At 71.3% G+C, this 26,069-nt stretch carries 22 protein-coding genes; 21 read left to right on the top strand and 1 reads right to left on the bottom strand.

Going from position 1 to position 26,069, the window contains the following annotated elements; translation table 11 throughout:
- Positions 1 to 31 precede the first annotated feature (31 nt).
- From thrB to prmC, 4 genes are all read left to right on the top strand, one after another.
- Positions 32 to 988, top strand: a complete 957-nt coding sequence (thrB, locus tag M3666_RS09320; RefSeq protein ID WP_251155148.1) for a homoserine kinase — start codon at positions 32 to 34, stop codon at positions 986 to 988.
- A 177-nt stretch (positions 989 to 1,165) separates the two neighbouring features.
- A complete protein-coding gene (rho, locus tag M3666_RS09315; protein ID WP_251155059.1) occupies positions 1,166 to 3,376 on the top strand; it encodes a transcription termination factor Rho in 2,211 nt (736 codons plus the stop codon).
- A 3-nt stretch (positions 3,377 to 3,379) separates the two neighbouring features.
- Positions 3,380 to 4,462 carry a peptide chain release factor 1 gene (gene prfA, locus M3666_RS09310; RefSeq protein ID WP_066654635.1) on the top strand — a complete coding sequence of 361 codons (1,083 nt, stop codon included), beginning with the start codon at positions 3,380 to 3,382 and terminating at the stop codon, positions 4,460 to 4,462.
- 19 nt (positions 4,463 to 4,481) lie between these two features.
- The gene (gene prmC, locus M3666_RS09305; protein WP_251155147.1) at positions 4,482 to 5,357 is read left to right on the top strand and encodes a peptide chain release factor N(5)-glutamine methyltransferase; all 876 of its coding nucleotides are present in this window, start codon (positions 4,482 to 4,484) and stop codon (positions 5,355 to 5,357) included.
- A gap of 123 nt (positions 5,358 to 5,480) precedes the next feature.
- Here prmC and M3666_RS17075 read toward each other — a convergent pair whose 3' ends face one another.
- Positions 5,481 to 6,128: an HAD family phosphatase gene (locus M3666_RS17075; RefSeq protein WP_251155058.1), complete on the bottom strand. Its 648-nt coding sequence runs from the start codon at positions 6,126 to 6,128 to the stop codon at positions 5,481 to 5,483.
- A 37-nt stretch (positions 6,129 to 6,165) separates the two neighbouring features.
- Here M3666_RS17075 and M3666_RS09295 point away from each other — a divergent pair, with 37 nt between their 5' ends.
- From M3666_RS09295 to M3666_RS09215, 17 genes are all read left to right on the top strand, one after another.
- Positions 6,166 to 6,840 (top strand): L-threonylcarbamoyladenylate synthase, encoded by a 675-nt coding sequence (locus tag M3666_RS09295; protein ID WP_251155057.1) that lies wholly within the window; start codon positions 6,166 to 6,168, stop codon positions 6,838 to 6,840.
- Positions 6,837 to 8,063, top strand: a complete 1,227-nt coding sequence (locus M3666_RS09290; RefSeq protein WP_066654629.1) for an MraY family glycosyltransferase — start codon at positions 6,837 to 6,839, stop codon at positions 8,061 to 8,063. The genes M3666_RS09295 and M3666_RS09290 overlap by 4 nt, the downstream gene beginning before the upstream one ends.
- A complete protein-coding gene (locus M3666_RS09285) occupies positions 8,060 to 8,539 on the top strand; it encodes a hypothetical protein (protein WP_081984896.1) in 480 nt (159 codons plus the stop codon). The genes M3666_RS09290 and M3666_RS09285 overlap by 4 nt, the downstream gene beginning before the upstream one ends.
- A 179-nt stretch (positions 8,540 to 8,718) precedes the next feature.
- Entirely contained in the window at positions 8,719 to 9,504 is a 786-nt protein-coding gene (atpB, locus tag M3666_RS09280; protein WP_144411309.1) for a F0F1 ATP synthase subunit A, read from the top strand.
- 62 nt (positions 9,505 to 9,566) lie between these two features.
- Positions 9,567 to 9,803: an ATP synthase F0 subunit C gene (gene atpE, locus M3666_RS09275; protein WP_027465781.1), complete on the top strand. Its 237-nt coding sequence runs from the start codon at positions 9,567 to 9,569 to the stop codon at positions 9,801 to 9,803.
- 9 nt (positions 9,804 to 9,812) lie between these two features.
- The gene (locus M3666_RS09270) at positions 9,813 to 10,367 is read left to right on the top strand and encodes a F0F1 ATP synthase subunit B (RefSeq protein ID WP_066654628.1); all 555 of its coding nucleotides are present in this window, start codon (positions 9,813 to 9,815) and stop codon (positions 10,365 to 10,367) included.
- Positions 10,368 to 10,369: 2 nt separating this feature from the next.
- Complete coding sequence (locus M3666_RS09265) at positions 10,370 to 11,164, top strand: F0F1 ATP synthase subunit delta (RefSeq protein ID WP_066654626.1); 795 nt, start codon at positions 10,370 to 10,372, stop codon at positions 11,162 to 11,164.
- A gap of 109 nt (positions 11,165 to 11,273) precedes the next feature.
- Positions 11,274 to 12,902 (top strand): F0F1 ATP synthase subunit alpha, encoded by a 1,629-nt coding sequence (gene atpA / locus M3666_RS09260; RefSeq protein WP_066654625.1) that lies wholly within the window; start codon positions 11,274 to 11,276, stop codon positions 12,900 to 12,902.
- On the top strand, positions 12,903 to 13,805 hold the full coding sequence (locus tag M3666_RS09255) for a F0F1 ATP synthase subunit gamma (protein WP_069710758.1): 903 nt from the start codon (positions 12,903 to 12,905) through the stop codon (positions 13,803 to 13,805).
- A 46-nt stretch (positions 13,806 to 13,851) separates the two neighbouring features.
- Entirely contained in the window at positions 13,852 to 15,306 is a 1,455-nt protein-coding gene (gene atpD, locus M3666_RS09250) for a F0F1 ATP synthase subunit beta (protein WP_066654617.1), read from the top strand.
- A 1-nt stretch (position 15,307) separates the two neighbouring features.
- Entirely contained in the window at positions 15,308 to 15,571 is a 264-nt protein-coding gene (locus M3666_RS09245) for a F0F1 ATP synthase subunit epsilon (protein WP_058729238.1), read from the top strand.
- Positions 15,565 to 16,338: a peroxide stress protein YaaA gene (locus M3666_RS09240; RefSeq protein WP_308301847.1), complete on the top strand. Its 774-nt coding sequence runs from the start codon at positions 15,565 to 15,567 to the stop codon at positions 16,336 to 16,338. Before M3666_RS09245 ends, M3666_RS09240 begins: the two co-directional genes overlap by 7 nt.
- Positions 16,339 to 16,446: 108 nt before the next feature.
- Positions 16,447 to 17,058 carry a hypothetical protein gene (locus M3666_RS09235; protein ID WP_251155056.1) on the top strand — a complete coding sequence of 204 codons (612 nt, stop codon included), beginning with the start codon at positions 16,447 to 16,449 and terminating at the stop codon, positions 17,056 to 17,058.
- Positions 17,059 to 17,060: 2 nt separating this feature from the next.
- Positions 17,061 to 17,786, top strand: a complete 726-nt coding sequence (locus M3666_RS09230) for an FHA domain-containing protein (RefSeq protein WP_251155055.1) — start codon at positions 17,061 to 17,063, stop codon at positions 17,784 to 17,786.
- 51 nt (positions 17,787 to 17,837) lie between these two features.
- Positions 17,838 to 18,659, top strand: a complete 822-nt coding sequence (locus tag M3666_RS09225; RefSeq protein WP_209682393.1) for a PP2C family serine/threonine-protein phosphatase — start codon at positions 17,838 to 17,840, stop codon at positions 18,657 to 18,659.
- Between the two features lie 152 nt (positions 18,660 to 18,811).
- Positions 18,812 to 20,221, top strand: coding sequence for a serine/threonine-protein kinase (locus M3666_RS09220; protein ID WP_251155054.1), 1,410 nt, complete (start codon positions 18,812 to 18,814; stop codon positions 20,219 to 20,221).
- Entirely contained in the window at positions 20,218 to 26,061 is a 5,844-nt protein-coding gene (locus M3666_RS09215) for an Ig-like domain-containing protein (protein ID WP_251155053.1), read from the top strand. Before M3666_RS09220 ends, M3666_RS09215 begins: the two co-directional genes overlap by 4 nt.
- Positions 26,062 to 26,069: the final 8 nt, after the last annotated feature.

The following is a 26,069-nucleotide window of genomic DNA, read 5'->3' as shown; positions in this document are numbered from 1 at the left end:
CGTCGACCGCTCGTCCGGACCGGGGGAGGGCGTGACCGCCCGCAGCGCTGTACCGGCCGGACGGGCGGTCCGTGTGCGGGTCCCGGCGACCTCCGCGAACCTCGGCCCGGGCTTCGACTCGCTCGGGCTGGCGCTGTCGGTCTACGACGAGGTGGTCGTCCGCGTCCGCCCGGAGCCCGGCGCGACCGTGATCGTCGAGGGCGTCGGTGCCGGTGAGGTCGCCACCGACGAGTCGAACCTCGTGGTGCAGGCCGTTCGTCGTGGCCTCGAGCACGCCGGTGTGGAGCAGCCCGGACTCGAGCTGCACGCCGTGAACGCGATCGCGCACGGCCGCGGCATGGGCTCGTCGGCCGCCGCCATCGTCGCCGGGCTGATGGCGGCCCGCGGCCTGCTCGAGGGGGTCGTCGACCTCGACGCGTCGACCCTGCTCACCCTGGCCACCGAGATGGAGGGCCACCCCGACAACGTCGCTCCGGCGCTCTTCGGTGGTCTGACGATCGCGTGGATGACCGCCGAGGGTCCCGCGGTCAAGCGCCTGCTGGTGCACCGAGGCGTCTCGCCGGTGGTCTTCGTGCCGACGTCGACGCTCTCGACGAAGCTCGCGCGGTCCCTGCAGCCCGCGAGCGTGCCGCACGAGGACGCCGCGTTCAACGTGTCGCGCTCGGCGCTGCTCGTCGCCGCCCTCATCCAGAGCCCGGAGCTGCTGCTCGCCGCGACCGAGGACCGGCTGCACCAGTCGTACCGTGCGAGCGCCATGCCGGAGACCGATGCACTGATCGGTCTGCTGCGGCAGCACGGGCTCGCCGCGGTGGTCTCCGGCGCCGGGCCGAGCCTGCTCGTGCTGGGCAGCGACCCGGCACAGCGCCTCACCGCGGCCGACCTGGTGGCGCGACACGCGCAGTCCGACTGGCGGGCGCTCATGCTGGCCGTGGACCTCGGTGGTGCTACAGTGGTGCCGCACTCGGCGCTCGAAGCCGATCCAGCGTAGGCGCACAGACCGATCCGAACCGGATCCGTCGGCGCTGGCGCAGGGTCCGGTGCGCGGGGGCACTCTCTTTCAGATCACCGAATCCCGGTCCGTCGTCTGAACGGCGGTCGCAGCGCACCCATGCGCCGGGACGGTGGAAACTCTCCGCGTTCTGCGGTTCGAAAGGAAACACCGACCTTGACGAACGTCAACGACTCCACCCCGGTGGAGATCCCCAGCGACCTGCGCGCGCTCCGTCTCCCGGAGCTCCAGCGCATCGCCTCCTCGCTCGGCATCACGGGGCTCTCGAAGCTCCGCAAGGGCGACCTCATCGCGTCGATCGAGGACAAGCGCCCCGCGACCGACGACGCCGCCCCCGCTGCCGAGACGCCGGCCGACGAGGCACCCGCCGCCGCGGAGGCCGCACCCGCGGCGCAGGAGACCCCCGCCGAGCAGCCGACGCTGGCCGCACCGGCGACCTCGCCGGCCGCCGACGACGCCGCAGCCGACCAGACGGAGTCGGCTCCGGAGCCCCGCGGTCGCCGCTCGCGCCGCGCCTCCTCGGCCGGCACGGTGAACACCGCGCAGACCTCGGCCGCGGAGCACACGAACCACGGGCACACCGGCACCGAGGACCTGCTCGCGGGACTCGACCAGGTCCGTGCCGAGAAGGACGCGGAGGAGGCCGCGCAGTCCGGTCGCCGCCGCGGCCGCCGCGGGAACCAGGACGCCGGCCAGCAGGACGGCGGCCAGCAGCGGGACGGCGCCGAGCAGGCCGCTGCCCCCGAGACCGACGAGGCGACCGGCGCGCAGCCGACCTCGGCGACGGACCAGGGCGACCAGGCCGACCAGCAGGGCGAGGGCGGTTCGCGCCGCGGACGTCGCAGCCGTGGTCGCGGTCGTGGCCGCGGGCAGAACGCCGAGGGCACCGAACAGCAGAGCGGTGACCAGCAGGGCGGCCAGCAGAACGGCGGCCAGCAGAACGGCGGCCAGGCGAACGCCGGCCCGCAGAACGGTCAGCAGCAGAAGCAGAACGGCAAGCAGGACGAGCAGAAGTCCGGCGACGCGAAGCAGGACGACCGTCAGCCGAAGCAGAACGGCCAGCAGAAGCAGAACGGCCAGCAGCAGAACGCCCAGCAGCAGCAGCACGCCGACGAGGCCGAGGCCGGCCGCGGTCGTCGTCAGCGTGACCGCAAACGCGGCCGCGGCGGTCAGAACGACGAGTTCGAGCCGGAGATCACCGAGGACGACGTCCTCATCCCGATCGCGGGCATCCTCGACGTCCTCGACAACTACGCGTTCGTCCGCACGACCGGCTACCTGCCGGGACCGAGCGACGTCTACGTGTCCCTCGGCCAGGTGAAGAAGTACCACCTGCGCAAGGGCGACGCGATCGTCGGTGCGATCAAGCAGCCGCGCGACAACGAGCAGCAGGCGCGCCAGAAGTACAACGCGCTCGTCAAGGTGGACTCGGTCAACGGCCAGACCGCGGACGAGGCAGCGGCCCGTGTCGAGTTCCACGACCTGACCCCGCTGTACCCGAACGAGCGTCTCCGCCTCGAGACCGAGCCGGCGAAGCTCAGCACGCGCATCATCGACCTGGTCGCACCGATCGGCAAGGGTCAGCGCGGCCTCATCGTCTCGCCGCCCAAGGCCGGCAAGACCGTCGTGCTGCAGGCCATCGCCAACGCGATCGCCAAGAACAACCCCGAGGCGCACCTCATGGTCGTGCTCGTGGACGAGCGGCCCGAAGAGGTCACCGACATGCAGCGCTCGGTGAAGGGCGAGGTCATCGCCTCGACCTTCGACCGTCCGGCGGAGGACCACACCACGGTCGCCGAGCTCGCCATCGAGCGTGCGAAGCGCCTGGTCGAGCTGGGCCACGACGTCGTCGTGCTCCTCGACTCGATCACCCGTCTCGGCCGCGCCTACAACCTGGCGACGCCGGCCTCCGGCCGCGTGCTCTCCGGTGGTGTCGACTCGGCGGCCCTGTACCCGCCGAAGCGGTTCTTCGGCGCGGCGCGCAACATCGAGGACGGCGGCTCGCTGACCATCCTCGCCACCGCGCTCGTCGAGACCGGCTCCAAGATGGACGAGGTCATCTTCGAGGAGTTCAAGGGCACCGGCAACATGGAGCTCCGCCTCAACCGGCACCTCGCCGACAAGCGGATCTTCCCGGCCGTCGACATCAACGCCTCCGGCACCCGGCGCGAGGAGCAGCTCCTCTCCGCCGACGAGGTCAAGATCACGTGGCGCCTGCGCCGTGCCCTCGCCGGGCTCGACCCGCAGCAGGCGCTCGACGTCGTCCTCCGCAACCTCAAGGAGACGCAGTCGAACGTCGAGTTCCTGGTCCAGGTGCAGAAGTCGGTCCCCACGACCGGCGGTCGCCACGACGGCCACCAGGAGTAACGCGTGTTCGAGTCGGTGGCCGGGCTGCTGGCGGAACACGAGGACCTGACGCAGCAGCTGTCGGACCCCGCGCTCCACGCCGATGCGGCCCGCGCGAAGAAGGTGAACCGGCGGTACGCCGAGCTCAACCAGATCAAGGCCGCGTACGAGGCCTGGCAGGCGGCGGGGGACGACCTCGCCGCCGCCCAGGAGCTCGCCCGCGAGGACGAGGCGTTCGCGGACGAGGTCCCGGCGCTCCAGGAGCAGCTGTCGGAGCGCCAGGAGCGTCTCCGCCGGCTGCTCATCCCGCGGGACCCGGACGACGGCCGCGACGTCATCATGGAGATCAAGGGCGGTGAGGGTGGTGAGGAGTCGGCGCTCTTCGCGGCCGACCTCCTCCGCATGTACTCGCACTACGCCGAGACGAAGGGCTGGAAGGTCGAGCTCCTCGAGCGGACCGAGAGCGACCTCGGCGGCTACAAGGACGTGCAGGTCGCGATCAAGTCGAACGCGACCGACCCGTCCCAGGGCGTCTGGGCGCACCTGAAGTACGAGGGCGGTGTGCACCGGGTGCAGCGCGTTCCGGCGACCGAGTCGCAGGGCCGCATCCACACCTCGACCACCGGCGTGCTGGTGTTCCCCGAGGTGGACGAGCCCGAGGAGGTCCAGATCAACCAGAACGACCTCAAGATCGACGTCTACCGGTCGTCCGGCCCCGGCGGGCAGTCGGTCAACACGACCGACTCCGCCGTCCGCATCACCCACCTGCCCACGGGCATCACGGTGGCGATGCAGAACGAGAAGTCCCAGCTGCAGAACCGTGAGGCCGGCATGCGCGTCCTGCGTGCCCGCATCCTCGCGCGACAGCAGGAGGAGCTCGACGCCATCGCCTCGGACGCACGCAAGTCGCAGATCCGCGGCATGGACCGTTCGGAGCGCATCCGCACGTACAACTTCCCGGAGAACCGCATCGCGGACCACCGCACCGGGTACAAGGCGTACGACCTGGACCGCGTGATGAACGGTGCGCTCGAGCCCGTCGTCCGGTCCGCCATCCAGGCGGACGAAGAGGCACGCCTGGCCGCCATCGGCGACCAGGACGCCTAGGCCCGGTCTGGAGGCACGGATCACCTCCGACAGCCGACCCACGTCCGCAGCGGATCGCCTCCTCGACGAGGCGACCGCTGCGCTCGTCGCGCACGGTGTCCCGACCCCGCGCGTCGACGCCGAACTCCTGCTCGCCTGGGCGACCGACACGTCGCGGGGTGCCGTGCAGGCCCGTGCCCTGACGGGCGGCGCCATCGCGGCGGAGCACGTCGAGCGCTTCCGGTACGCCGTCGCCCGTCGCACCACCCGCGAGCCGCTGCAGCACATCACGGGCGAGGCGCACTTCCGGGCGCTGACGCTGTCCGTCGGGCCGGGCGTCTTCGTGCCCCGGCCGGAGACCGAGGGCGTCGTGCAGTTCGGCATCGACGCACTGCGTGCGACCGCGGTGGCCGAGCCGGTGGCGGTGGACCTCGGCTCCGGCAGCGGGGCGATCGCCGTCGCGATGGACACCGAGGTGCCGAACGCCCTCGTCTACGCGGTCGAGCGGTCACCCCAGGCGCTGCCCTGGACCCGGCGCAACATCGACGCGCACGGCGGCACCGTCCGACTGGTCGAGGGCGACCTCGCCGACGCGCTCCCGGAGCTCGACGGCACGGTCTCGGTCGTCGTCTCGAACCCGCCGTACGTCCCCGACGACATGGTGCCCGTCGACCCCGAGGTCCGCGACCACGACCCGGCGCTCGCGCTGTACGGGGGACCCGACGGGCTCGACGCCGTCCGGGCACTCACCGACACCGCCTGGCGGCTCCTCGTCCCGGGAGGGCTCCTCGTCATCGAGCACGCCGAGCAGCAGGGCGCCGGCGTGCGCGACGTGCTCGCACGGCGGGGGTTCCGGTCCCCGGAGACGCACGTCGACCTGACGGGGCGCGACCGCACGACCACCGCCACCCGCTAGGCGGGGTGGCTCCGGGCCTCCCGGCCGTCGTCCCGGTGCCCGCACGACGCGACCTCGGCGGATCTGCGCAGCGGTAGAGCGCTGCGAGGAACCGCGCTCGTCGCGTGTCGCGGGCGTGACGGGTCAGGCGGTGGCGACCCGCTGCTGGGCTGCGACGAAGGCGCGGACCGCTCTGCGCAGGTCGGTGTGCTCCTCGACCAGGACCGCGTGGATGCCGACGACGCGGGCCGCCTCGACGTTGACCGGCATGTCGTCGGCGAAGAACGCGCGCTCGGCGGGCACACCGTGGTGCGCGAGCGCCCGTTCGAACACCTCGGGTTCGGGCTTGCGCGCGCCGAAGTTGCTCGTCGTGTCCAGGTGCTCGCCGAAGAGCGGCGGCAACGACGGTGCCCACCTCCCGATCCACCGGCCCGCGAGCGGACCGTTGTTCGTGAGCAGGCCGACACGGCCGTGCTCGGACGCGATCCGGACGGCCTCGATGCGCTCGGGCAGCTCGGTCATCGCCGCGCCGCGGATGCGCGCCCAGTCCGCCTCGGGCACCGCGCAGCCCATCGCCTCGGCGAAGGCGGCGAGGTAGGCGTCCCCGTCGGGGAAGTGCCCGGCCTCGGCACGGGACTCGTGGCCGCAGTCCCACCAGCGTCGGCGGAGCTCCTCGAAGGAGTGTCCGGTGTACTCGCCGAGGGCCGCCATCCGGACCCGCCAGTCGTACCGGACGAGCACGTCGTCCATGTCGAAGAGGAACAGGAGTCGGGGCGCGGGCGTCTCGTTCACGATGCCGTCCATTGTGTCGCACTATCATCGTCGAGTCATGGCCTCCCGATACGACTGCACCGACCCCGACGGGCTCCTGACCGGGATGCGGCTCGCACGTGCCGCCCTCGGCCGGGGAGAACTCGTCGTCGTCCCGACCGACACCGTCTACGGCGTCGCGGCGGACGCCTTCAGCGCGACCGCCGTCCAGCGCCTGCTCGACGCCAAGGGCCGCACCCGCCAGTCGCCGCCCCCGGTGCTGATCCCCGGACCGCCGACGCTCGAGGCGTTGGCGACCGAGATCCCGCAGCAGGTCCGCGACCTCGTCGACGAGTTCTGGCCCGGCGGGCTCACCGTCATCCTGCGCGCGCAACCGTCGCTGGACTGGGACCTGGGGGAGACCCGGGGGACCGTCGCGCTCCGCATGCCGGACTCGCGCATCGCCCTCGAGCTGCTGCAGGAGGTCGGACCGCTCGCGGTCTCCTCCGCGAACTCGACCGGAGACCCTGCCGCGATGGACGTGGACCGGGCCGAGTCGATGCTCGGCGACAGCGTGTCGGTCTACCTCGACGGGGGACCGCTCGCGGTGCACGACGGCTTCGCCGCCTCGACCGGGTCGACCATCGTCGACGCGACCGGCCTCTCGACCGGCGGGAAGCTGACGATCGTCCGACACGGGGTGGTCGCCGACGAGGACATCGTCCGGGTCGTCGGAGCCGACCTCGTCACGTGAAGTACTACCTGCTCGCCGGGGCCATCGCGGCCGTGGTGAGCTTCGTCTGCAGCTGGGCCGTGTGGAAGCTCGGCCTGCGCTACGGCTGGTACCCGAAGGTCCGCGAGCGCGACGTGCACCGCACGCCCACACCGCGGCTCGGCGGGATCGCGATGTACCTCGGCGTGATCGTGTCGCTGCTGGCGGCCTGGTTCCTCTTCCCCTCCATCGCGGGGACCGACTACTTCCGGCTCGTGTTCTCGGAACCCGGGCGCGTGATCGCGGTGCTCGCGGGTGCGACGATCATCGTGGTGCTCGGTGTCGCCGACGACATCTGGGACCTCGACTGGATGACGAAGCTCGCCGGGCAGATCATCGCCGCGGGGATCCTGGCCTGGCAGGGCGTGGCGATCGTGTCGCTGCCGATCGGCAACACGCTCGGAGTCGGGTCGTCCTACATGAGCCTGATCTTCACCGTGCTCGCGGTCGTGCTCGTGATGAACGCCGTCAACTTCATCGACGGTCTGGACGGCCTCGTCGCCGGGGTCGCGATCATCGCCGGCGGCGTGTTCTTCCTCTACACGTTCTTCATCAACCGCGTGGTCGTGCAGACGGAGTTCTTCTTCAACCTGCCCTCGTTGCTCACGGCGGTGCTCGTCGGTGCCTGCACGGGGTTCCTCGTCCTCAACTGGCACCCGGCGAAGCTCTTCATGGGCGACGCCGGCGCGCTGCTCGTCGGGTTCCTGATGGCCACGAGCGCCGTGTCCGTGACGGGCAACATCGACCCCGCGGTCATCTCGACACGCCAGGCCCTGCTGCCGGCGTTCATCCCGATCCTGCTGCCCTTCGCGATCCTGATCGTGCCGATCCTCGACTTCGGGCTCGCCGTCACCCGTCGGCTCAGCGCGGGCAAGTCGCCGTTCTCGGCCGACCGGAAGCACCTGCACCACCGTCTGCTCGACATGGGGCACTCCCACTTCCACGCCGTGCTGATCTTCTACGCGTGGACGGCCACCGTCGCCGTCGGGTGCCTGCTGTTCCTCTTCGTCGAGTGGTACTGGGTGGTCACCGTCGTCGCGATCGGCTTCACCGTGTGCGCGATCGCCACCTTCGCCCCGCTCGGCCGGAAGCGCGCGGAGTTCGCCGCGCAGGCCGCCACCCGCTCGAACACCGTCGTCGACGCCAGCCTCGACCCGCTCGACCGCGCCGCCAACGACCGAACGATCCCTGGAGACCCCTCGTGACCGCACCGAACGCCCTCGACCACGTCCGGCCGGTGTTCCGCCGGATCCTCCTCTGGGCGGCCCTCCTCGCCGTCGGCCTGGCCGTCGTCGGGGGAGTCGTCGGGCTCGTCGTCGCCGGGACGCCGGGACTCGCCGGTGGCCTGCTCGGCGCGGTGCTGAGCGTGGTGTTCCTCGGGCTCACCGCGGTCTCGGTGCTCGTCGCCCTCCGGGTGTCGAAGGGGCAGATGATCTCGGGCGCCTTCTTCGGGATCGTGATGGGGACGTGGATCCTGAAGTTCGTGCTCTTCCTGGTGGTCCTGCTCGCACTGCGCGACCGCGCCTGGGTGGACTTCCCGGTGCTCGCCGTGGTGATCATCGCGGGCGTCGTCGGGTCGCTCGTGATCGACGTGGTGGCGGTCGCCAAGGCCCGCATCCCGATCGGGGTGCACCTGCCCGGCGACGCGGTCGATCCTGGGAACGACACCCCACGGCCCTGAGAGCCCGAGAAGCCTCTCGCACCTGATAGGCTTCTCGAAGTCCGCGTCCGGAGCCTCGCTCGGAGCGGACGAGCCTCCACAAAGTCCACCATCGCGTGCCGTGTGTGCGCGCGCCGACACAGGAGACAGCGCTGCTATCCCACGCTCTTCCCCTGTCCCTCACCGCCGCGGCCAACACCGTGGCGGCGGGGAGCAGCAAGGCCGCCGAATTCCATGGTCCGTCGATCAACGAGTTCTTCCCGGACCCGATCTTCTTCGCCGGGACCCCGATCGAGATGGACCGCATCGTCCTCATCCGCTTGTTCGCGGTGGCCGTGCTGCTCGTCTTCGCGTTCGTCGGGACCCGTGCCCTGAAGCTCGTCCCGAACCGCGGACAGGCCTTCATCGAGTACGCGTTCGACGTCGTCCGCCGCAACACCTTCGACAACCTCGGTGAGAAGGACGGCAAGCGCTTCCTGCCGCTCCTGGCCACGGTGTTCTTCGGTGTCCTGTTCATGAACCTCACGGGTCTCATCCCGTTCATGAACATCGCCGGTACGAGCCGCATCGCGATGCCGATGATCCTGGCGATCGTCGCGTACGTCGCGTTCATCTACGCGGGCCTCCGCAAGCACCCGGGCACGTTCCTCCGCAACGCGCTCTTCCCGCCCGGTGTCCCGTGGCCGCTCTACATCATCGTGACGCCGATCGAGCTCGTCTCGACCTTCGTGCTCCGTCCGGTGACGCTGACGCTGCGACTGCTCATGAACATGGTCGTGGGTCACCTCCTCCTGGTGCTCTTCTTCTCGGCCACCTGGTTCTTCTTCTTCGACGCCGAGAGCCTCTTCAAGCTCTTCGGCATCGGGACCCTGGCGTTCGGCATCGCGTTCAGCTTCTTCGAGATCCTCGTCGCGCTGCTGCAGGCGTACGTCTTCATGCTGCTGACCGCTGTGTACATCCAGCTCGCGCTGGCTGACGAGCACTGACCGACCCCTTCTGACCCCCATACGGCACGACATCCGTCGGGCCGCACTCGAAAGGAAAACACGTGGACGCAACGACCGTTCTCGCGGAGATCAACGGCAACATCGCGACGGTTGGCTACGGCCTCGCTGCGATCGGTCCGGCCATCGGCGTCGGCATCGTCGTCGGCAAGACGATCGAGTCCGTCGCTCGCCAGCCCGAGCTCCAGGGCCGTCTGACGACCCTCATGTACATCGGTATCGCCTTCACGGAGGCCCTGGCCTTCATCGGTATCGCGACGTACTTCATCTTCACCAACTAAGGCTTCTCGATGCAGACTGCACTCATCATCGCGGCGGAGGAGACCCACAATCCGCTGATCCCACCGGTGTACGACATCGTGTGGTCCGCGGTGGCCTTCGTCATCATCTTCCTCGTGATGTGGCGCGTCGTGACGCCGCGCATCACGAAGATGCTCGATGAGCGCACCGAGGCCATCGAGGGTGGCATCAAGAAGGCGGAGGCCGCTCAGGAGCAGGCCGCCGCTGCACTCGACGAGTACAACAAGCAGCTCGCCGACGCGCGTGCCGAGGCCTCGCGCATCCGTGAGCAGGCCCGTGCCGACGCGACCGCGATCGGCAACGAGGTCCGCGAGCAGGCGCAGGCAGATGCAGCACGCATCACCGCCAACGCCCAGGCGCAGATCGAGGCCGAGCGGCAGAGCGCGCTCCAGTCGCTGCGGAGCGAGGTGGGCACCCTCGCCCTCGACCTCGCCTCCGGTGTGATCGGTGAGTCCCTGCGGGACGACGCGAAGTCGGCTGCGGTCGTCGACCGCTTCATCGCCGACCTCGAGGCGTCCCAGGGCCAGCCGGCCGGGGAGCGCTGAGCATGCGGAGCGCCACGCGGTCCGCACTCTCGTCCACGCGGGCGGTCCTCGCTGACCTCGGCGGGTCGGTCGACCTCGCCACGGGCATCGAGATCCTCTCCACCGGGCGTGCGATCGCCGGTTCGTCCCAGCTGCTCGGACTGCTGGCGGACCCGACCGCGGACGTCGTCGGCAAGAAGGTCCTCATCGACCGCGTCTTCGCCGGTCAGTCCGAGGCGACGCGTGCGGTGCTGACCGCGGTGGCCGGCTCGCGCTGGTCCTCGCCGTCGGACCTGCTCGCGGGTGTCGAGGACGCGGGCATCCGCGCCGTCGCCGGAACCGCATCGTCGGAGACGTCGATCGAGGCCGAGCTGTTCTCCTTCGAGACCGCCGTCCGCTCGGACGCGGCGCTCGAGCTGGCACTGGGCACGAAGCTCGGCAGCCCGTCGGAGAAGGCTGCGCTCGTCCAGCGGCTCGTCGGTTCGAAGGTCTCGGCGCAGACCACCGCGATCCTGGAGCACCTCGTGCAGCAGCCCCGCGGCCGCCGCATCGGTGAGATCGTCCGCGATGCCTCGCGGATCGTGGCCGACCAGGCCGGCAAGCTCGTCGCCACGGTGACCACCGCGGCCCCGCTCTCGGACGGTCAGGCGGCTCGCGTCGCCCGCGGCATCAGCGAGCGGTACGGCAAGGACATCAGCGTCAACCAGGTCGTCGACCCCGCGGTCGTCGGCGGGATGCGTGTGCAGGTCGGTGGCGACGTCATCGACGGCACGGTGTCCACGCGCCTGTCGGAGCTCCGGCTCCAGCTGGCCGGCTGAGCGTACCGTCGAAGCCGACCCCTCCAAGTCCACAACGGGAACTGTCCCTCACCGGGCAGCATCACCCTCTCGGAGCCGCAGGGCCCCGGAAACCAACAAGGAAAATCCCATGGCAGACATCACCATCAGCCCCGATGAGATCCGTGATGCCCTGAAGGACTTCGTCTCGAACTACGAGCCGACGAAGGCCTCCACGGCCGAGGTCGGGCACGTCACCGACGCGGGCGACGGCATCGCGCACGTCGAGGGCCTGCCCGGCGTCATGGCGAACGAGCTCATCCGCTTCGAGGACGGGACCCTCGGTCTCGCGCAGAACCTCGACGAGGACGAGATCGGCGCCATCGTGCTCGGCGAGTTCGGCGGCATCGAGGAGGGCCAGGAGGTCACCCGCACCGGCGAGGTCCTCTCGGCTCCCGTCGGCGACGGCTTCCTCGGCCGCGTGGTCGACCCGCTCGGCAACCCGATCGACGGTCTCGGCGAGATCCAGGCCGAGGGTCGCCGTGCCCTCGAGCTCCAGGCCCCGGGCGTCATGTCCCGCAAGTCGGTCCACGAGCCGCTGCAGACCGGCATCAAGGCCATCGACGCGATGATCCCCGTCGGCCGCGGTCAGCGTCAGCTGATCATCGGTGACCGCCAGACCGGCAAGACGGCCATCGCGATCGACACGATCATCAACCAGAAGGCCAACTGGGAGTCGGGCGACGAGGACAAGCAGGTCCGCTGCATCTACGTCGCCATCGGCCAGAAGGGCTCCACGATCGCCTCCGTCAAGGGTGCGCTCGAGGACGCCGGTGCGATGGAGTACACCACCATCGTCGCCGCCCCGGCCTCCGACCCGGCCGGCTTCAAGTACCTCGCCCCCTACACCGGTTCGGCCATCGGCCAGCACTGGATGTACGGCGGCAAGCACGTCCTGATCATCTTCGACGACCTGTCGAAGCAGGCCGAGGCCTACCGTGCGGTGTCGCTCCTCCTGCGTCGTCCGCCGGGCCGTGAGGCCTACCCGGGTGACGTCTTCTACCTGCACTCCCGCCTGCTGGAGCGTTGCGCGAAGCTGTCCGACGACCTCGGTGCCGGTTCGATGACGGGTCTCCCGATCATCGAGACCAAGGCGAACGACGTCTCGGCCTACATCCCGACCAACGTGATCTCGATCACCGACGGCCAGATCTTCCTGCAGTCGGACCTGTTCAACGCGAACCAGCGTCCGGCCGTCGACGTGGGCATCTCGGTGTCCCGCGTGGGTGGTGACGCCCAGGTCAAGTCGATCAAGAAGGTCTCCGGCACGCTCAAGCTCGAGCTCGCGCAGTACCGCTCGCTCGAGGCGTTCGCGATGTTCGCGTCCGACCTCGACCAGGCGTCGCGTCGCCAGCTGGACCGTGGTGCGCGCCTGACGGAGCTCCTCAAGCAGCCGCAGTACTCGCCGTACCCGGTCGAGGAGCAGGTCGTCTCGATCTGGGCCGGCACGAACGGCAAGCTCGACGAGGTGCCCGTCCCCGACGTGCTCCGCTTCGAGGCCGAGCTGCTCGAGCACCTGCGTCGCAACTCCGACGTCCTGACCACCCTGCGTGAGACGAACCAGCTCAGCGACGAGACCGTCGCCGCGATGGACCGCGAGATCGACGCCTTCACGAAGGGCTTCCAGACGAGCGACGGCAAGACGCTCGGCTCGGAGTCGTTCGACGCGGCCCAGGCCGAGGACGTCGACCAGGAGCAGATCGTCAAGGGTCGTCGCTAGATGGCGGCACAGGTCCGGGTCTACCGCCAGCGCATCAAGTCGGCGAAGACCACGAAGAAGGTCACCCGCGCGATGGAGCTGATCTCGGCGTCGCGGATCCAGAAGGCACAGGCGCGCATGGCCGCGTCCGGTCCGTACTCGCGGGCCGTGACGCGGGCCGTGTCGGCCGTGGCGACGTTCTCGAACGTCGACCACGTGCTGACCACCGAGCCCGAGTCGTCGACCCGCGCAGCCGTGGTGCTGTTCACCTCGGACCGCGGCCTGAACGGCGCGTTCAGCTCGAACGTCCTCAAGCAGGGCGAGGAGCTCGCCTCCCTGCTCCGCAGCGAGGGCAAGGACGTCGTGTTCTACCTCGTCGGTCGCAAGTCGGTCGGGTACTTCGCGTTCCGCGAGCGCCCGTCCGAGCGGCAGTGGATCGGCGGGACGGACCAGCCGGAGTTCTCGACGGCGAAGGAGATCGGCGACGCGGTCGTGTCGAAGTTCCTCCAGGACACGGCGGAGGGCGGCGTGGACGAGATCCACATCGTCTTCAACCGGTTCATCAGCCTCGCGACCCAGGAGCCGCAGGTCGTGCGCCTGCTCCCGCTCGAGGTCGTCGAGGGTGTGGAGGAGCCGTCGAACGGTGAGCCCCTGCCGCTCTACGAGTTCGAGCCCGATGCGGACGCCGTCCTCGACGCGCTGCTCCCGGTCTACATCGAGAGCCGCATCTTCAACGCCATGCTGCAGTCGGCCGCTTCCGAGCACGCCGCCCGGCAGAAGGCCATGAAGTCCGCCAGTGACAACGCCGACTCGCTCATCAGCGAGTTCACCCGTCTCGCGAACAACGCGCGTCAGGCCGAGATCACCCAGCAGATCTCCGAGATCGTCGGCGGCGCCGACGCCCTCTCGTCGAAGAAGAAGTAGTGGTCCGCGAAGCTCGCGGACAGAACCCCTCAGGAAGGCACCAGCCATGACCGACACCGCCACCACCGCGGTCGAGACGTCGTCGGCGCCCGGTGTCGGCCGGATCGCCCGTGTCACGGGTCCCGTCGTCGACATCGAGTTCCCGCACGACGCCATCCCGGAGATGTACAACCTCCTGTACACGACCATCACCATCGGTGACTCGTCGCAGGAGATCGGCCTCGAGGTCGCGCAGCACCTCGGCGACGACCTGATCCGCGCCATCTCGCTGAAGCCGACCGACGGCCTGGTCCGTGGTCAGGAGGTCCGTGACTCGGGCGCCCCGATCTCGGTCCCCGTCGGCGACGTCACCAAGGGCAAGGTCTTCGACGTGCTGGGCAACGTGCTCAACACCGACGAGAAGCTCGAGATCACCGAGCGCTGGCCGATCCACCGCAAGGCGCCGGCCTTCGACCAGCTCGAGTCGAAGACCACCATGTTCGAGACCGGTATCAAGTCGATCGACCTCCTCACGCCGTACGTGCAGGGTGGCAAGATCGGCCTCTTCGGTGGTGCGGGCGTCGGCAAGACGGTCCTCATCCAGGAGATGATCCAGCGCGTCGCGCAGGACCACGGTGGTGTGTCGGTGTTCGCCGGTGTCGGCGAGCGCACCCGTGAGGGCAACGACCTCATCGGTGAGATGGAAGAGGCGGGTGTCTTCGACAAGACCGCCCTCGTGTTCGGCCAGATGGACGAGCCGCCGGGAACGCGTCTGCGCGTGGCCCTGTCGGCGCTGACGATGGCGGAGTACTTCCGCGACGTCCAGAAGCAGGACGTGCTCCTCTTCATCGACAACATCTTCCGGTTCACGCAGGCCGGCTCCGAGGTCTCGACGCTGCTCGGTCGCATGCCGTCCGCGGTGGGCTACCAGCCGAACCTCGCCGACGAGATGGGTGTGCTCCAGGAGCGCATCACCTCGACGCGTGGTCACTCGATCACCTCGCTGCAGGCGATCTACGTGCCGGCCGACGACTACACCGACCCGGCTCCGGCGACCACGTTCGCGCACCTCGACGCCACGACCGAGCTCTCGCGTGAGATCGCGTCGCAGGGTCTGTACCCGGCCATCGACCCGCTGACCTCCACGTCGCGGATCATGGACCCCCGGTACCTGGGTGCCGACCACTACGAGACGGCGACGCGCGTCAAGCAGATCCTGCAGAAGAACAAGGAGCTGCAGGAGATCATCGCGATCCTCGGTGTCGACGAGCTCTCCGAAGAGGACAAGATCACGGTGGAGCGCGCTCGTCGCATCCAGCAGTTCCTCTCGCAGAACACCTACATGGCCAAGAAGTTCACGGGTGTCGAGGGTTCGACGGTCCCGCTCAAGGACACGATCGAGTCCTTCCGCGCGATCGCCGACGGCGAGTTCGACCACGTGGCGACGCAGGCCTTCTTCAACGTCGGTGGCATCAACGACGTCGAAGAGAAGTGGGCGCAGATCCAGAAGGAGAACCGCTGACATGGCGGCACTCACCGTGAGCGTCGTCTCGGCGGACCGTGAGGTCTGGACGGGCGACGCCACCATGGTCGTGGCACGCACGACGGAGGGCCAGATCGGCATCCTCGCGGGGCACGAGCCGCTGCTCGCCACCCTCGCGCAGGGCCAGGTCCGCATCACCCGGGCCGACGGCTCGACGGTGACGGCGGACGCCGAGGACGGCTTCCTGTCGGTCGAGCACGACACGGTCACGATCGTGGCGCGGCAGGCCGCGCTGGCATCCTGACCGGACTGACCGTCCTCCTCCCGCCGTCCGAGACGAAGCGGGAGGGCGGGGACACGGCACGCACCCTCGACCTGGGTGCGCTGTCCTTCCCGGAACTGGCCGACGAGCGGGCAGCGGTGATCACCGCGGCCCGCTCCGTCAGTTCCGAGGAGTCCACGGCACGGACGGCCCTCAAGCTCGGACCGAAGTCGGTGGCCGAGCGCCTCCGCAACCTCGAGCTCGACACCGCGCCGACACTGCCGGCGGTCGAGCGCTACACGGGCGTGCTCTACGACCCGCTCGACGCCACGGGCGCGGACGACGCCACACGTCGCTGGTGGACGGACCACGTGCTGGTCCAGTCCGCGATGTTCGGACCGATCGGTGCGGGCGACCACATCCCGGCGTACCGGCTCTCGCACGACTCGAGGCTCGGTGCGCTCCGGCTCGCGAAGCACTGGCCGGGACCGTCCAGCGACGTGCTCGGCGCTCGGACCGGCGGTCTCGTGCTCGACCTGCGCTCCGAGGGCTACCGGTCGCTCGGACCCGTGGACGACGCGGTCGTCCTGCGGGTGGTCAGTGTCGACGGCGGCGGACGACGTCGGGCGCTCAACCACTGGAACAAGACGGCGAAGGGTCGACTGACCGCGCTGCTCGCACGGACCGGTGCGGACGTCGGCGACCCGGCATCGCTCCTGCGGTGGGCGGGCGAGCACGGCGTCGTGGTGGAGCGGACCGACGACGGCTGGGACCTGGTCGCGGAGAGCCTCGAGCCCGCGCGGGTCTGACGGCGGAGCAGCGCTCGCTCCTGCACAACCTCCCGGACGGCCGTGGCCGTCCACAGACGGGTCGGGGCGCGCCGGTCTGGAGGCGCTCCTCCCGTCACGATCTCGTGCATGACCTCGACGAGACACGGACTCCCACCCACCCTGGTGCGCTACCCGCGCGAGATCGCGGCCGCGGTCACGCTGCGTGCCGCCTGCGTCGCCCTCGTGGCGCCGGAGGCGGCGACCGGTGGAGGCACCGGCGCGGAAGCGCTCGCCCGACCGCAGGCGGTCGCGGTCGCGACGGCGTGCGGCGCCCTCGCGACCCGCTTCGCGCTGGTCGGCTTCCTGGCCGCGCGTGACCGGCCGGACCCCCGGACGGTCGTGCCGTTCGACCCGTTCCGCGATCCGACGCCGCCCGCGCTCGGCGGGTCGGGTCCGGAGCCGGACCGCGCGCGACTCCGGCTGGCCGGCGACCGGTGTGCCTCGGCATGGCGGACCTGGCGTGCGGACGGAGCCCCGGGCGGCGACGTCGCGGTGGGGGCGGCCGGTGCGCTGGCGCTGGGCGCCTGGTGCGCCTGGGCGCTCGGGTCGTCCGCCCGTGCGGAGGTCCGTGCCCGGCACGCCCTCGACTCCCGACCGGACGACCCCTTCGGGTGGTTGGTCCTGCGCGCGGTCCGGTCCGGCCACGGACCGGCGTGGGGCACCCCCACGGGGTCGACCGGATCGTCTACGGTGGGATGACCATGGTGCGGGAACCGGTGCGCGAGGACGACGACACGGTCATCCGTGCGCGCCCCGGTGCCCGACCGTCGCCGACCGACGCAGGTCGTGACCCGTCCCGCACGGGGAGCGCCGGCCTCCGTGCCCTCGGCGCCGCCGCTGCGGCCGCCGACGGTGCCCTCGACGACGATCCGTACGGCGACCCGTACGGCGACACGGTCGTCCGGCCCGGGCGCGGTGCGCGACCGGGGGCCGGGCCGTCCGACGAGGACACGGTCCTGCGCGCTCGACCCGGTGGCCCACCACCGGTGGCGCCGCCCGGAGCGGCAGCACCACGTGCCGGGGACCGGCCGGTCGTCCGCCGGACCCCGTCGGTCCGCGTCGGCGGCCGGGTGGTCCGCCTCGACCGGCCCCTGGTGGTGGGTCGTCGGCCCGCCGCGCCGCGCGTCGTCGTCGACGGCGGGCCGGTCCTGGTGACCGTCCCGTCGCCGAGCGGCCACGTGTCGTCGTCGCACGTGCTGCTGCACGCCGAGGGCGAGGCCGCCGTCGTCGCGGACCTGCGGTCGACGAACGGGACCGTCGTCCGCCCTCCCGGCGCCGCGCCGTTCCGGATGACGGCGGGTGCATCGATCGTCGTCCTGACGGGTACGCTCGTCGAGATCGGTGACGGCAACGTCATCGAGGTCCTGTCGCCGCACCTCCGGGCCGGACCGGACGACGGCCTCCCACCGTTCCCGCCGGCCCCGTGACGGACCCACCGTCGGCACGCCCCTCCACTCCCAGAGAGCGACCCTGAAACCGTGACCGAACTCGGCCGAGCTGCCACCGAGCACGCCATCGACGTCCCCGGCGCTGCCGGCACACCCCTGACGCTCTCGTGGGGAGCGGCGACCGACGTCGGTCGCCGTCGCGACCACAACGAGGACAGCTACCTCGTCGGCGCACCCTTCTTCGTGGTCGCCGACGGCATGGGCGGACACCTCGCGGGTGACCGGGCGAGCGACGCGGTCGTCCGTCGTCTCGACCAGGTCACCACCGGTGCCTTCACCAGCCGTCAGGACATCCAGCGCGCGCTGCTGCTCGCGACCGCCGACATCGAGCGCGCTGCCGGTGGCAACGCCCTCGGCGCCGGCACGACCGTGACCGGGGTCGCACTCGTCGCGTCCCACGGGCAGCCGGCAGCGCTGGTCTTCAACGTCGGCGACTCCCGCACCTACCGGATCGAGTCCGGCGCGCTCCGTCGGGTGACGATCGACCACTCGGTCGTGCAGGAGATGGTCGACGCCGGGCTGCTCCGGGCCGAGGACGCCGAGCAGCACCCCGACAGCAACGTCATCACGCGGGCAGTCGGCTTCGGCGAGCCCCCGGAGCCCGACTGGTGGACGCTGCCGCTCCGCGCGGGGGACCGCTACATCGTCTGCTCCGACGGCCTCACCAAGGAGCTCGGCGACGTCGGCATCGCCCGGATCGCGGCCCGGGTTCCCGCGGCACAGGCACTGGCGGAACGTCTGGTCGGCGACGCGGTGGTCGCCGGCGGTCGTGACAACGTCACCGTGGTGGTCGTGCAGGTCGACGCCGCACCGGAGGACTCCGACGTCGAGGACACCCTGCCGCGCCACTGAGCGTCGCACCCGTACGACCACCCCCGAAGTGGGGGATGGCCGCCCTCCACAGGGACGCCCGCGGCCGCCGGCCGTCGGATCGCCCTTCGTAGAATGGCCTGGCCGCGACGAACGGAAGGGCCGGCCGCGGGCCGGGGAAGGGAACGACGCTGATGGCTCGACGCCTGCCGTCCGACCCGCCGGTGATCGCCGGGTTCACCCCCGTCCACGTCCTCGGCTCCGGGGGCTTCGCCGACGTCTTCCTCTACGAGCAGGACATGCCACGCCGGCAGGTGGCGGTGAAGGTGCTCCTCGACGAGGTCGTGGACGAGCGCGTGCGGCAGATGTTCCAGGCCGAGGCGAACCTGATGGCGCGGCTCAGCACGCACCCCGCGATCCTCACGGTGTTCCAGGCGAGCATCGCGGCCGACGGCCGTCCCTACCTCGTCATGGAGCTGTGCTCGTCGTCGCTCAGCCAGCGCTACCGACGCGAGCCGCTCCCCGTGTCCGAGGTCCTGGCCGTCGGTGTCCGCATCGGCTCCGCGCTCGAGACGGCCCACCGCGAGGGTGTGCTGCACCGAGACGTGAAGCCCTCGAACATCCTGCGCACCGCGTACGGCAGCCCCGTCCTCTCCGACTTCGGCATCGCCGCGACCATCGGCAGCGCCGACCCCGACGAGCCGGTGGGCATGTCCATCCCGTGGTCCGCGCCCGAGGTGCTGGGGGACGAGTCCCGCGGCACCGTCCAGTCCGAGGTCTACTCGCTCGCAGCGACCGTGTACTCGCTGCTCGCGGGGCGCTCTCCGTTCGAGGTCCCGGGCGGCAGGAACTCGGCGGCAGACCTGATGGACCGGATCGACAAGGGCGGCGTGGGGTCGACCGGCCGGACCGACGTGCCCCCGTCGCTCGAACGGCTGCTCGCGACGGCGATGGCCCGTCGTGCGGCTGCTCGTCCCGCCACCGTGATGGAGTTCGTCCGCGGGCTCCAACAGGTCGAGGCGGAGCTCGGGATCCCGCAGACCCCGGCCGACGTGGCGGTCGAGTCGTGGGCGGTGGCCACCCCGTCGTCGGAGGGCGACCGGACCGTCGTGCGGGAACTGCAGGCACCCTCGCGTGTGGCGGCCCGCCGACGGACACGGCGGGCGGTGCAGGGCGGGACGTCGGTCGGCGTCCAGAGCGTCGGCACCGTGCACCGCACCGGGTCGGCGACGATCGCGCGTCGCCGGAAGCGCTCGACCCTCGTGGTCGCCGGCGCGGCCGGTGTCGTCGTGGTCGCGGCCCTCGCCGTGGTGAGCGTCCTGCTCGTGACGCGCGCCGGCACGGGGTCCGTCCCGACGGTGCGCGACGTGACCGCACGCGGGGGAGGCGACTCGGTGTCCTTCAGCTGGGACGATCCCGGGCTCCGTGCCGGGGACACCTACGTCATCACGTCAGCCGGCGCGACGAGCCAGCAGACCGGCACCACCTTCGTCGTGTCCGGGGACCCCGGTACCGAGCAGTGCATCACGGTCGCGGTGAACCGGGACGGCAGGACGGGGGCCGCGAGTCCCGAACAGTGCGGCACGATCGGGAGCGCCGGGTGATCCGGGCGTTCCTCGCCGAGCACCGTTCCGCGGCGGTGACGGCCTGCGCGTCGATCCTCGTCGGCGCCGTCGTCGCGACCGCCGCGGTGGTGTCCACGGGGTACCACACCCAACGGGTCGACCTGGGGGACGGCACCGTCTGGGTGCCGTCGGCGGAGTACGGCGCCGTCGGGCGCGCGAACACCGGCGTGCTCGAGCTCAACACCGCCGTCGACACCCCGAGCGACGACCTCTCGGTCGTGCAGCGCGGCTCCGAGGTGTACAGCGTGGACGGCACGAAGGGCACCGTCGCGAAGGTCGACGTCGCCGACGCCGCCGTGGGCGATGCCGTGACGCTGCCGGCGGGCTCGCCGCAGGTCTTCTTCGCGGGGGACACCGCGGTGGTCGGGAACGGCGACACGGGCGAGCTCTGGGCGACCCCGGCGGCCGAGCTGTCCGACTTCGACGCGTCCACGAAGGCCGACCTGAGCCTCGGCGCCGACGCCGTCCTCGACGCCTCCGACGAGCGGGTCGCGGTGTACTCGCCGCGCACCGGCCGCGCCTCCCTCGTCGACGTCGGCACCGAGCTGACCGTCGAGCGGCGGTGGGAGGTCCGGTTCGACCGCAGCCACGAGTTCCAGGTGGCGTCCTTCGGGGACCACGTCGCCGTGCTCGACCGCACCTCGGGGCAGCTCTCGGTCGACGGGGACAGCGTCGACCTCGGCGACCGCGTCGGTGGATCGCCCGCGCTGCAGCGGTCCTCGGACTCCTCGTCCACGGTCCTCGTCGCCGGTACGGCCGGGCTGGTGCGCGTCTCCGCCTCCGGTCAGGTGGACCGGACCGCGCTCCGGGTGTCGGGTCGAGCGGCACGACCGACCGTCGTCGGCTCCTGCACCTACGCCGCGTGGGCGGGCGGACAGGCGATGGACTCGTGTCGGGGCACCGGCCTCCAGCGGCTCGCGCAGACCGCCGACGCCGACGACCTGCAGATCGTGCACAACGGCGACACCGTCGTGGCGAACGACCCGCGCAGTGGGCGGTCGTGGGCCATCGGCCGCAGTGGACAGCTCATCGACAACTGGGCGGACCTGGTCGACCAGGACGACGAGCGGCAGCAGGAACGGGTGTCGGACGACGACCCGCAGGTGGACAAGGAGCAGAAGCCGCCCGTGGCGGTGGACGACGACCTCGGCGCACGACCGGGTCGCACGACCAGCCTGCCGGTGCTCCTCAACGACTACGACCCCAACGGCGACCCACTCGTCATCAGCGAGGTCGGCGACGTCCCCGACGGCCAGGGCAGCGTCGCCGTCGTCGGTGACGGCCAACGGCTCCAGGTCTCGCTCACGGCGGAGGCCAGCGGCACGCTCTCGTTCCCGTACACGATCACCGACGGCAACGGCGGGTCGGCCAGCGCAACCGTCCGGGTGACCGTCCGCCCCGAGTCCGAGAACGAGCCACCGCGGCAGGTCCGGAGCACCTCGGCGGACGTCGTGCAGAACGGGCACGTCGTCACCGACGTGCTGTCGGACTGGGTCGATCCCGACGGCGACCCGGTCTACCTGGAGTCCGCCTCGGCGGACGGCGACCGCGTCTCCACGACACCGGACGGGCTGCTCGACTTCCGCAACGCGAGCGGTCGCACCGGTGACCGCAGCGTCCAGCTCGTCGTGAGCGACGGCCGCGACCCCGGCCGCGGATCGATGACCGTGCGTGTCGCCGCCCAGGGGAGCGTGCCGCTGCGCGCCGACGCGTTCGCCGTGCAGGGCTACGCGGGCAAGGCGTTCACGGTGACGCCGCTCGACCACGTCCGCGGGGGCAACGGGGCCGTCACGCTCACCAGCGTCTCCTCGTCGAGCGGCCTGACGGTCACCCCGTCCTACGACGCGGGCACGTTCCGCGTCCAGGGGGCCGGAGCGGGGGACCACCAGCTCGAGTACACCGTCACGGACGGCACGAAGACCGCGAGCGGCGTCGTGCGCGTCTCCGTGCTCGCTCCGCCCGACGCCTCGACGCCACCGATCACGACGCCGAAGACGGTGTTCGTGACCACACTCTCGACGAAGGACACCGACGTCACCGCGACGGACACCGACCCGGCCGGCGGTGTGCTCATGGTCACGGCGCTCGACGGCCCCGGCCGCGGCAGCGGGGTCGAGGCGAGCATCCTCGACCAGCACGTCGTACGGGTCACCCTGACCGCGCCGCTCGACGCACCGGTGACCTTCGCGTACACGGAGTCGAACGGTCTGGCCAGCGCCACCGGGACGATCACCGTCGTCGAGATCCCGAAACCGGACCGCATCCAGCCGCCGGTCGCGCAGTCCGACTCCGCCACGGTGCGGGTCGGCGACGTCGCCGAGATCGACGTGCTGGCGAACGACACCCAGCCGGAGGGCGAGCCGCTGACGCTCGACCCGCAGCTCGTGCAGAACGTGCCCGGTGACGGCGGGCTGCTCTTCGTGTCCGGCGACCGGCTCCGGTACCTCGCCCCGGACACACCCGGCAACCACACCGCGGTCTACCGCGTCCACGGTCCGGACGGGCAGTACGCGGACGCGTCCGTCTCGATCTCGGTGCGCGAGCGTGACGCCGCGACGAACAACCCGCCAGTGCCGAAGACCGTGACGGCGCGCGCGGTCGCGGGGCAGGCGGTGCGCATCACCGTGCCGTTGAACGGCACCGATCCGGACGGCGACTCGGTGCAGCTCGTCGGGGTCGGCGACAACCCCGAGAAGGGCTCGGTCAGCGACGTCACCGCCGATGCGCTGACCTACGACGCCGGGGACTACTCCGCCGGGACCGACGAGTTCACCTACACGGTGGTCGACGCGCTGGGTGCCCGCGCGACCGGCACGGTCCGGGTCGGCATCAGCCCCCGTGCGGAGCAGGCATCGAACCCGGTCGCCCAGGCCGACCACGTCACCATCCGCCCCGGTGGGTCCGTGACCGTGCGCGTGCTGCAGAACGACTCCGACCCGGAGGGCGGGCAGCTGTCCGTCACCGCGGCCGAGCCGACCGCCCCGGGGGTCACCGCCGAGGTGCTCCACCGCAGCCAGGTCCGGGTCACGCCACCGCGTTCGGCGACCGAGGGCGACTTCGCGGTGCTCTACACCGTCACGAACGAGAGCGGCGGTTCCAGCACCGCGTTCCTGACGGTGACGGTCGACCGCGACGCCCCGCCGCTTCGTCCCGAGGTCGAGGACACCACGCTCGACCTGCAGGACATCCTGCGTCGCGAGAGCGTCACCGTCGACGTCCTGCAGAACGTCTTCTTCGCCGAGGGGTCGACCTCCCGCCTCGAGGTCGGGGTGGTCGATGGGTACGGCGACACCGCCCGGGTCACGAGCGACCGTCGGATCGAGATCCGGTTGACGGACGCGTCACAGGTCGTGCCGTTCTCCGTCACCCGGAGCGACCACCCCGACGTCGTCGCCTACGGGTTCGTCCACGTGCCCGGGTTCGACGACGCCCTGCCGCAGGTGGACCGCAGCGTGGGCGCGGTGACCGTGAAGAGCGAGGCCACCGTGCGCATCCCGCTCGACCGCTACGTGGTCACGGCCAACGGACGGACCGCGCAGATCACCGATCGCGGGACCGTCAAGGCGACGCACGCGAACGGGCAGGACCTCGTCGTCGACCGGTCCACGCTGCAGTTCACGTCTTCGAAGCTGTACTACGGCAACGCGTCGATCTCGTTCGAGGTCACCGACGGGTCGAGCGCGAACGGCGGCAAGGGCCGCGTCGCGACGCTCGTGCTCCCGATCAAGGTGACACCCCGGTCGAACCAGCCGCCGGCGTTCACCGGGTCGTCGATCGACCTGCAGCCCGGTGACTCCCGCACCCTCGACCTGACGAAGCTGACGGACTACCCGTACCCGGACGACCTCCGGGAGCTCCGGTACTCGGTGGTCAGCCGCCCGGGCGCCGGCACCACCGCGACCGTGCAGGGCCAGCAGCTCCGGATCTCGGTGGCGGAGGACGCCCGGAAGGACACGACGGCCTCGATCGGCATCGGGGTGTCGGACGACGCGAACGCCGGTCGCGCCGGGGTGGTTCGGGTCGGCATCGTCGGTTCGACCAGGCCGCTCGTGCAGCCCGGGGCGGACCGGGCGGTCGTCGAGCGTGGCACGACCGCGACCATCGACGTCCTGTCGAACGACCAGGCGACGAACCCGTTCCCCGACCAGCGGCTGCGGGTCGTCGCCATCCGCGGACTCTCGGGCGGTCTCTCCGCCGGCGTGAGCGTGACGCCCAGCGCCGACCGGTCGCGGCTCCAGGTCACCGTCGGCGACCGTGCCCAACCCGTCGACGCGCACCTGCAGTACCAGGTCGCCGACGCGACGGACGACCCGTCCCGGTACGTCTGGGGCGACGTGACCATCGCCGTCCAGGACACCCCCGACGCGCCGGGCGCGCCCACCCGGACCGGCACGTTCCAGGGTGGCCAGCTGACGCTGACGTGGGCCACCCCGCAGGCGAACAACGCACCGATCACCGGCTACCGGGTCCAGGGGACGAACGGCGTCGCGAAGGACTGCGGCACCGCGACGGTCTGCACCCTGACGGGCATCGACCCGTCCGCGTCGTACCGCTTCTCCGTCGTCGCTCGGAACGCCGTCGGCGACTCGGAGCCCTCGCCGCAGTCCGCGCCGATGAGCGCCGACTTCGTCCCGGCAGCGCCGAAGGGCGTGCGCGTCACGCCGAGCAGCGCGACGCCGGACCAGCTCGACGTCGCGTGGGACCGTGTCGCGACGCCGAACGGCGGGTCGTCCGTCTCGAACTACGTCGTGTCCGTCCAGGGGCCGGGACTGTCGACGACGAAGAACGTCGGGACCGCGACGAGCACCTCCTTCCCGGGCGCGCAGAGCGGCGCCGAGTACACGGTGCGGGTCTCCGCCCGGAACGCCGCCGACCGCGACGGCAGCCCGGTGCAGTGGAACGACGCGTCGGCCACCGGCTCGGCCGTCGGTGCCCCCGGCACGCCGGAGCTGTCGGCCACGGGACAGCCGGACGGATCGACGACCGCGGTCGCCCTCAGCGCGTCCGAGGCCGACTGGGCCGGCGGGACCCCCGGTTGGCGCATCGCGAAGTACGCGGCGTCCACCCCGATCCCGTCCGGGTGCTCGACCGCCGGAGCCGAGAAGGTCTGGAACGGTTCGTCCGCGAACGACCGCATCACGAGTCAGTACCGCTACGTCGCCCTCGCCGACAACGGGCTCTTCTGCACGGCGTCGCAGCCGGCCAGCGTGCAGGGCTACCAGACGCCCGACGCCCCGACGGGCACGGTCGAACCGGCCGGTGGGCCCGACTCCGACGGGGCGGTCGGCCTCCGCGCCACCGCGCAGGCGTCCACGCCCTACCTCTACTACTCGGTGGGCGGCGGTCCCCGCGTGCGCTTCAGCGGGTCGGCGTCGCTCGGGGCGGGGGCAGGCTACGGGCTCGAGACGAGCGTGGTGTTCACCGCGTGCGCGACCGACGGACAGTACTGCGCGTCGAGCGCCCCGGCGACCGCCACCGCGTTCACCACGCGGGCGACCGTGGTCAGCGCGGTCGTCGGGCAGGCGCCGGTGATCAACCCGCCGGACAACAACGGGCGCATCGCACCGGACGGCTACCGGATCTCGTACTGCCGACCCGGGCTGCTCGGGAGCGAGAGCTGCTCCGACACGAACCCGGAGACCGGCAAGGCGTGGACCACGGGCGATGCCGTCCCGGCAGGCTCCAGCGCGATCGTGGTGCAGGCAACCGTGAACGGGCAGCAGGACCCGACCGGTGTTCGCGGCGCCGTCACCACTCCGGACGCCGGCACGTCCGACCCGCCGTCCGGCACCGACCCGAGTACCTCCTCCGCAGGCTAGGGTCACGA

It is taken from the genome of Curtobacterium sp. ODYSSEY 48 V2 (genome assembly GCF_023712625.1).
Lineage (GTDB): Bacteria > Actinomycetota > Actinomycetes > Actinomycetales > Microbacteriaceae > Curtobacterium.
The sequence above is the reverse complement of the archived record's forward strand: the minus strand, read 5'-3'. Positions and strand labels throughout refer to the sequence as shown.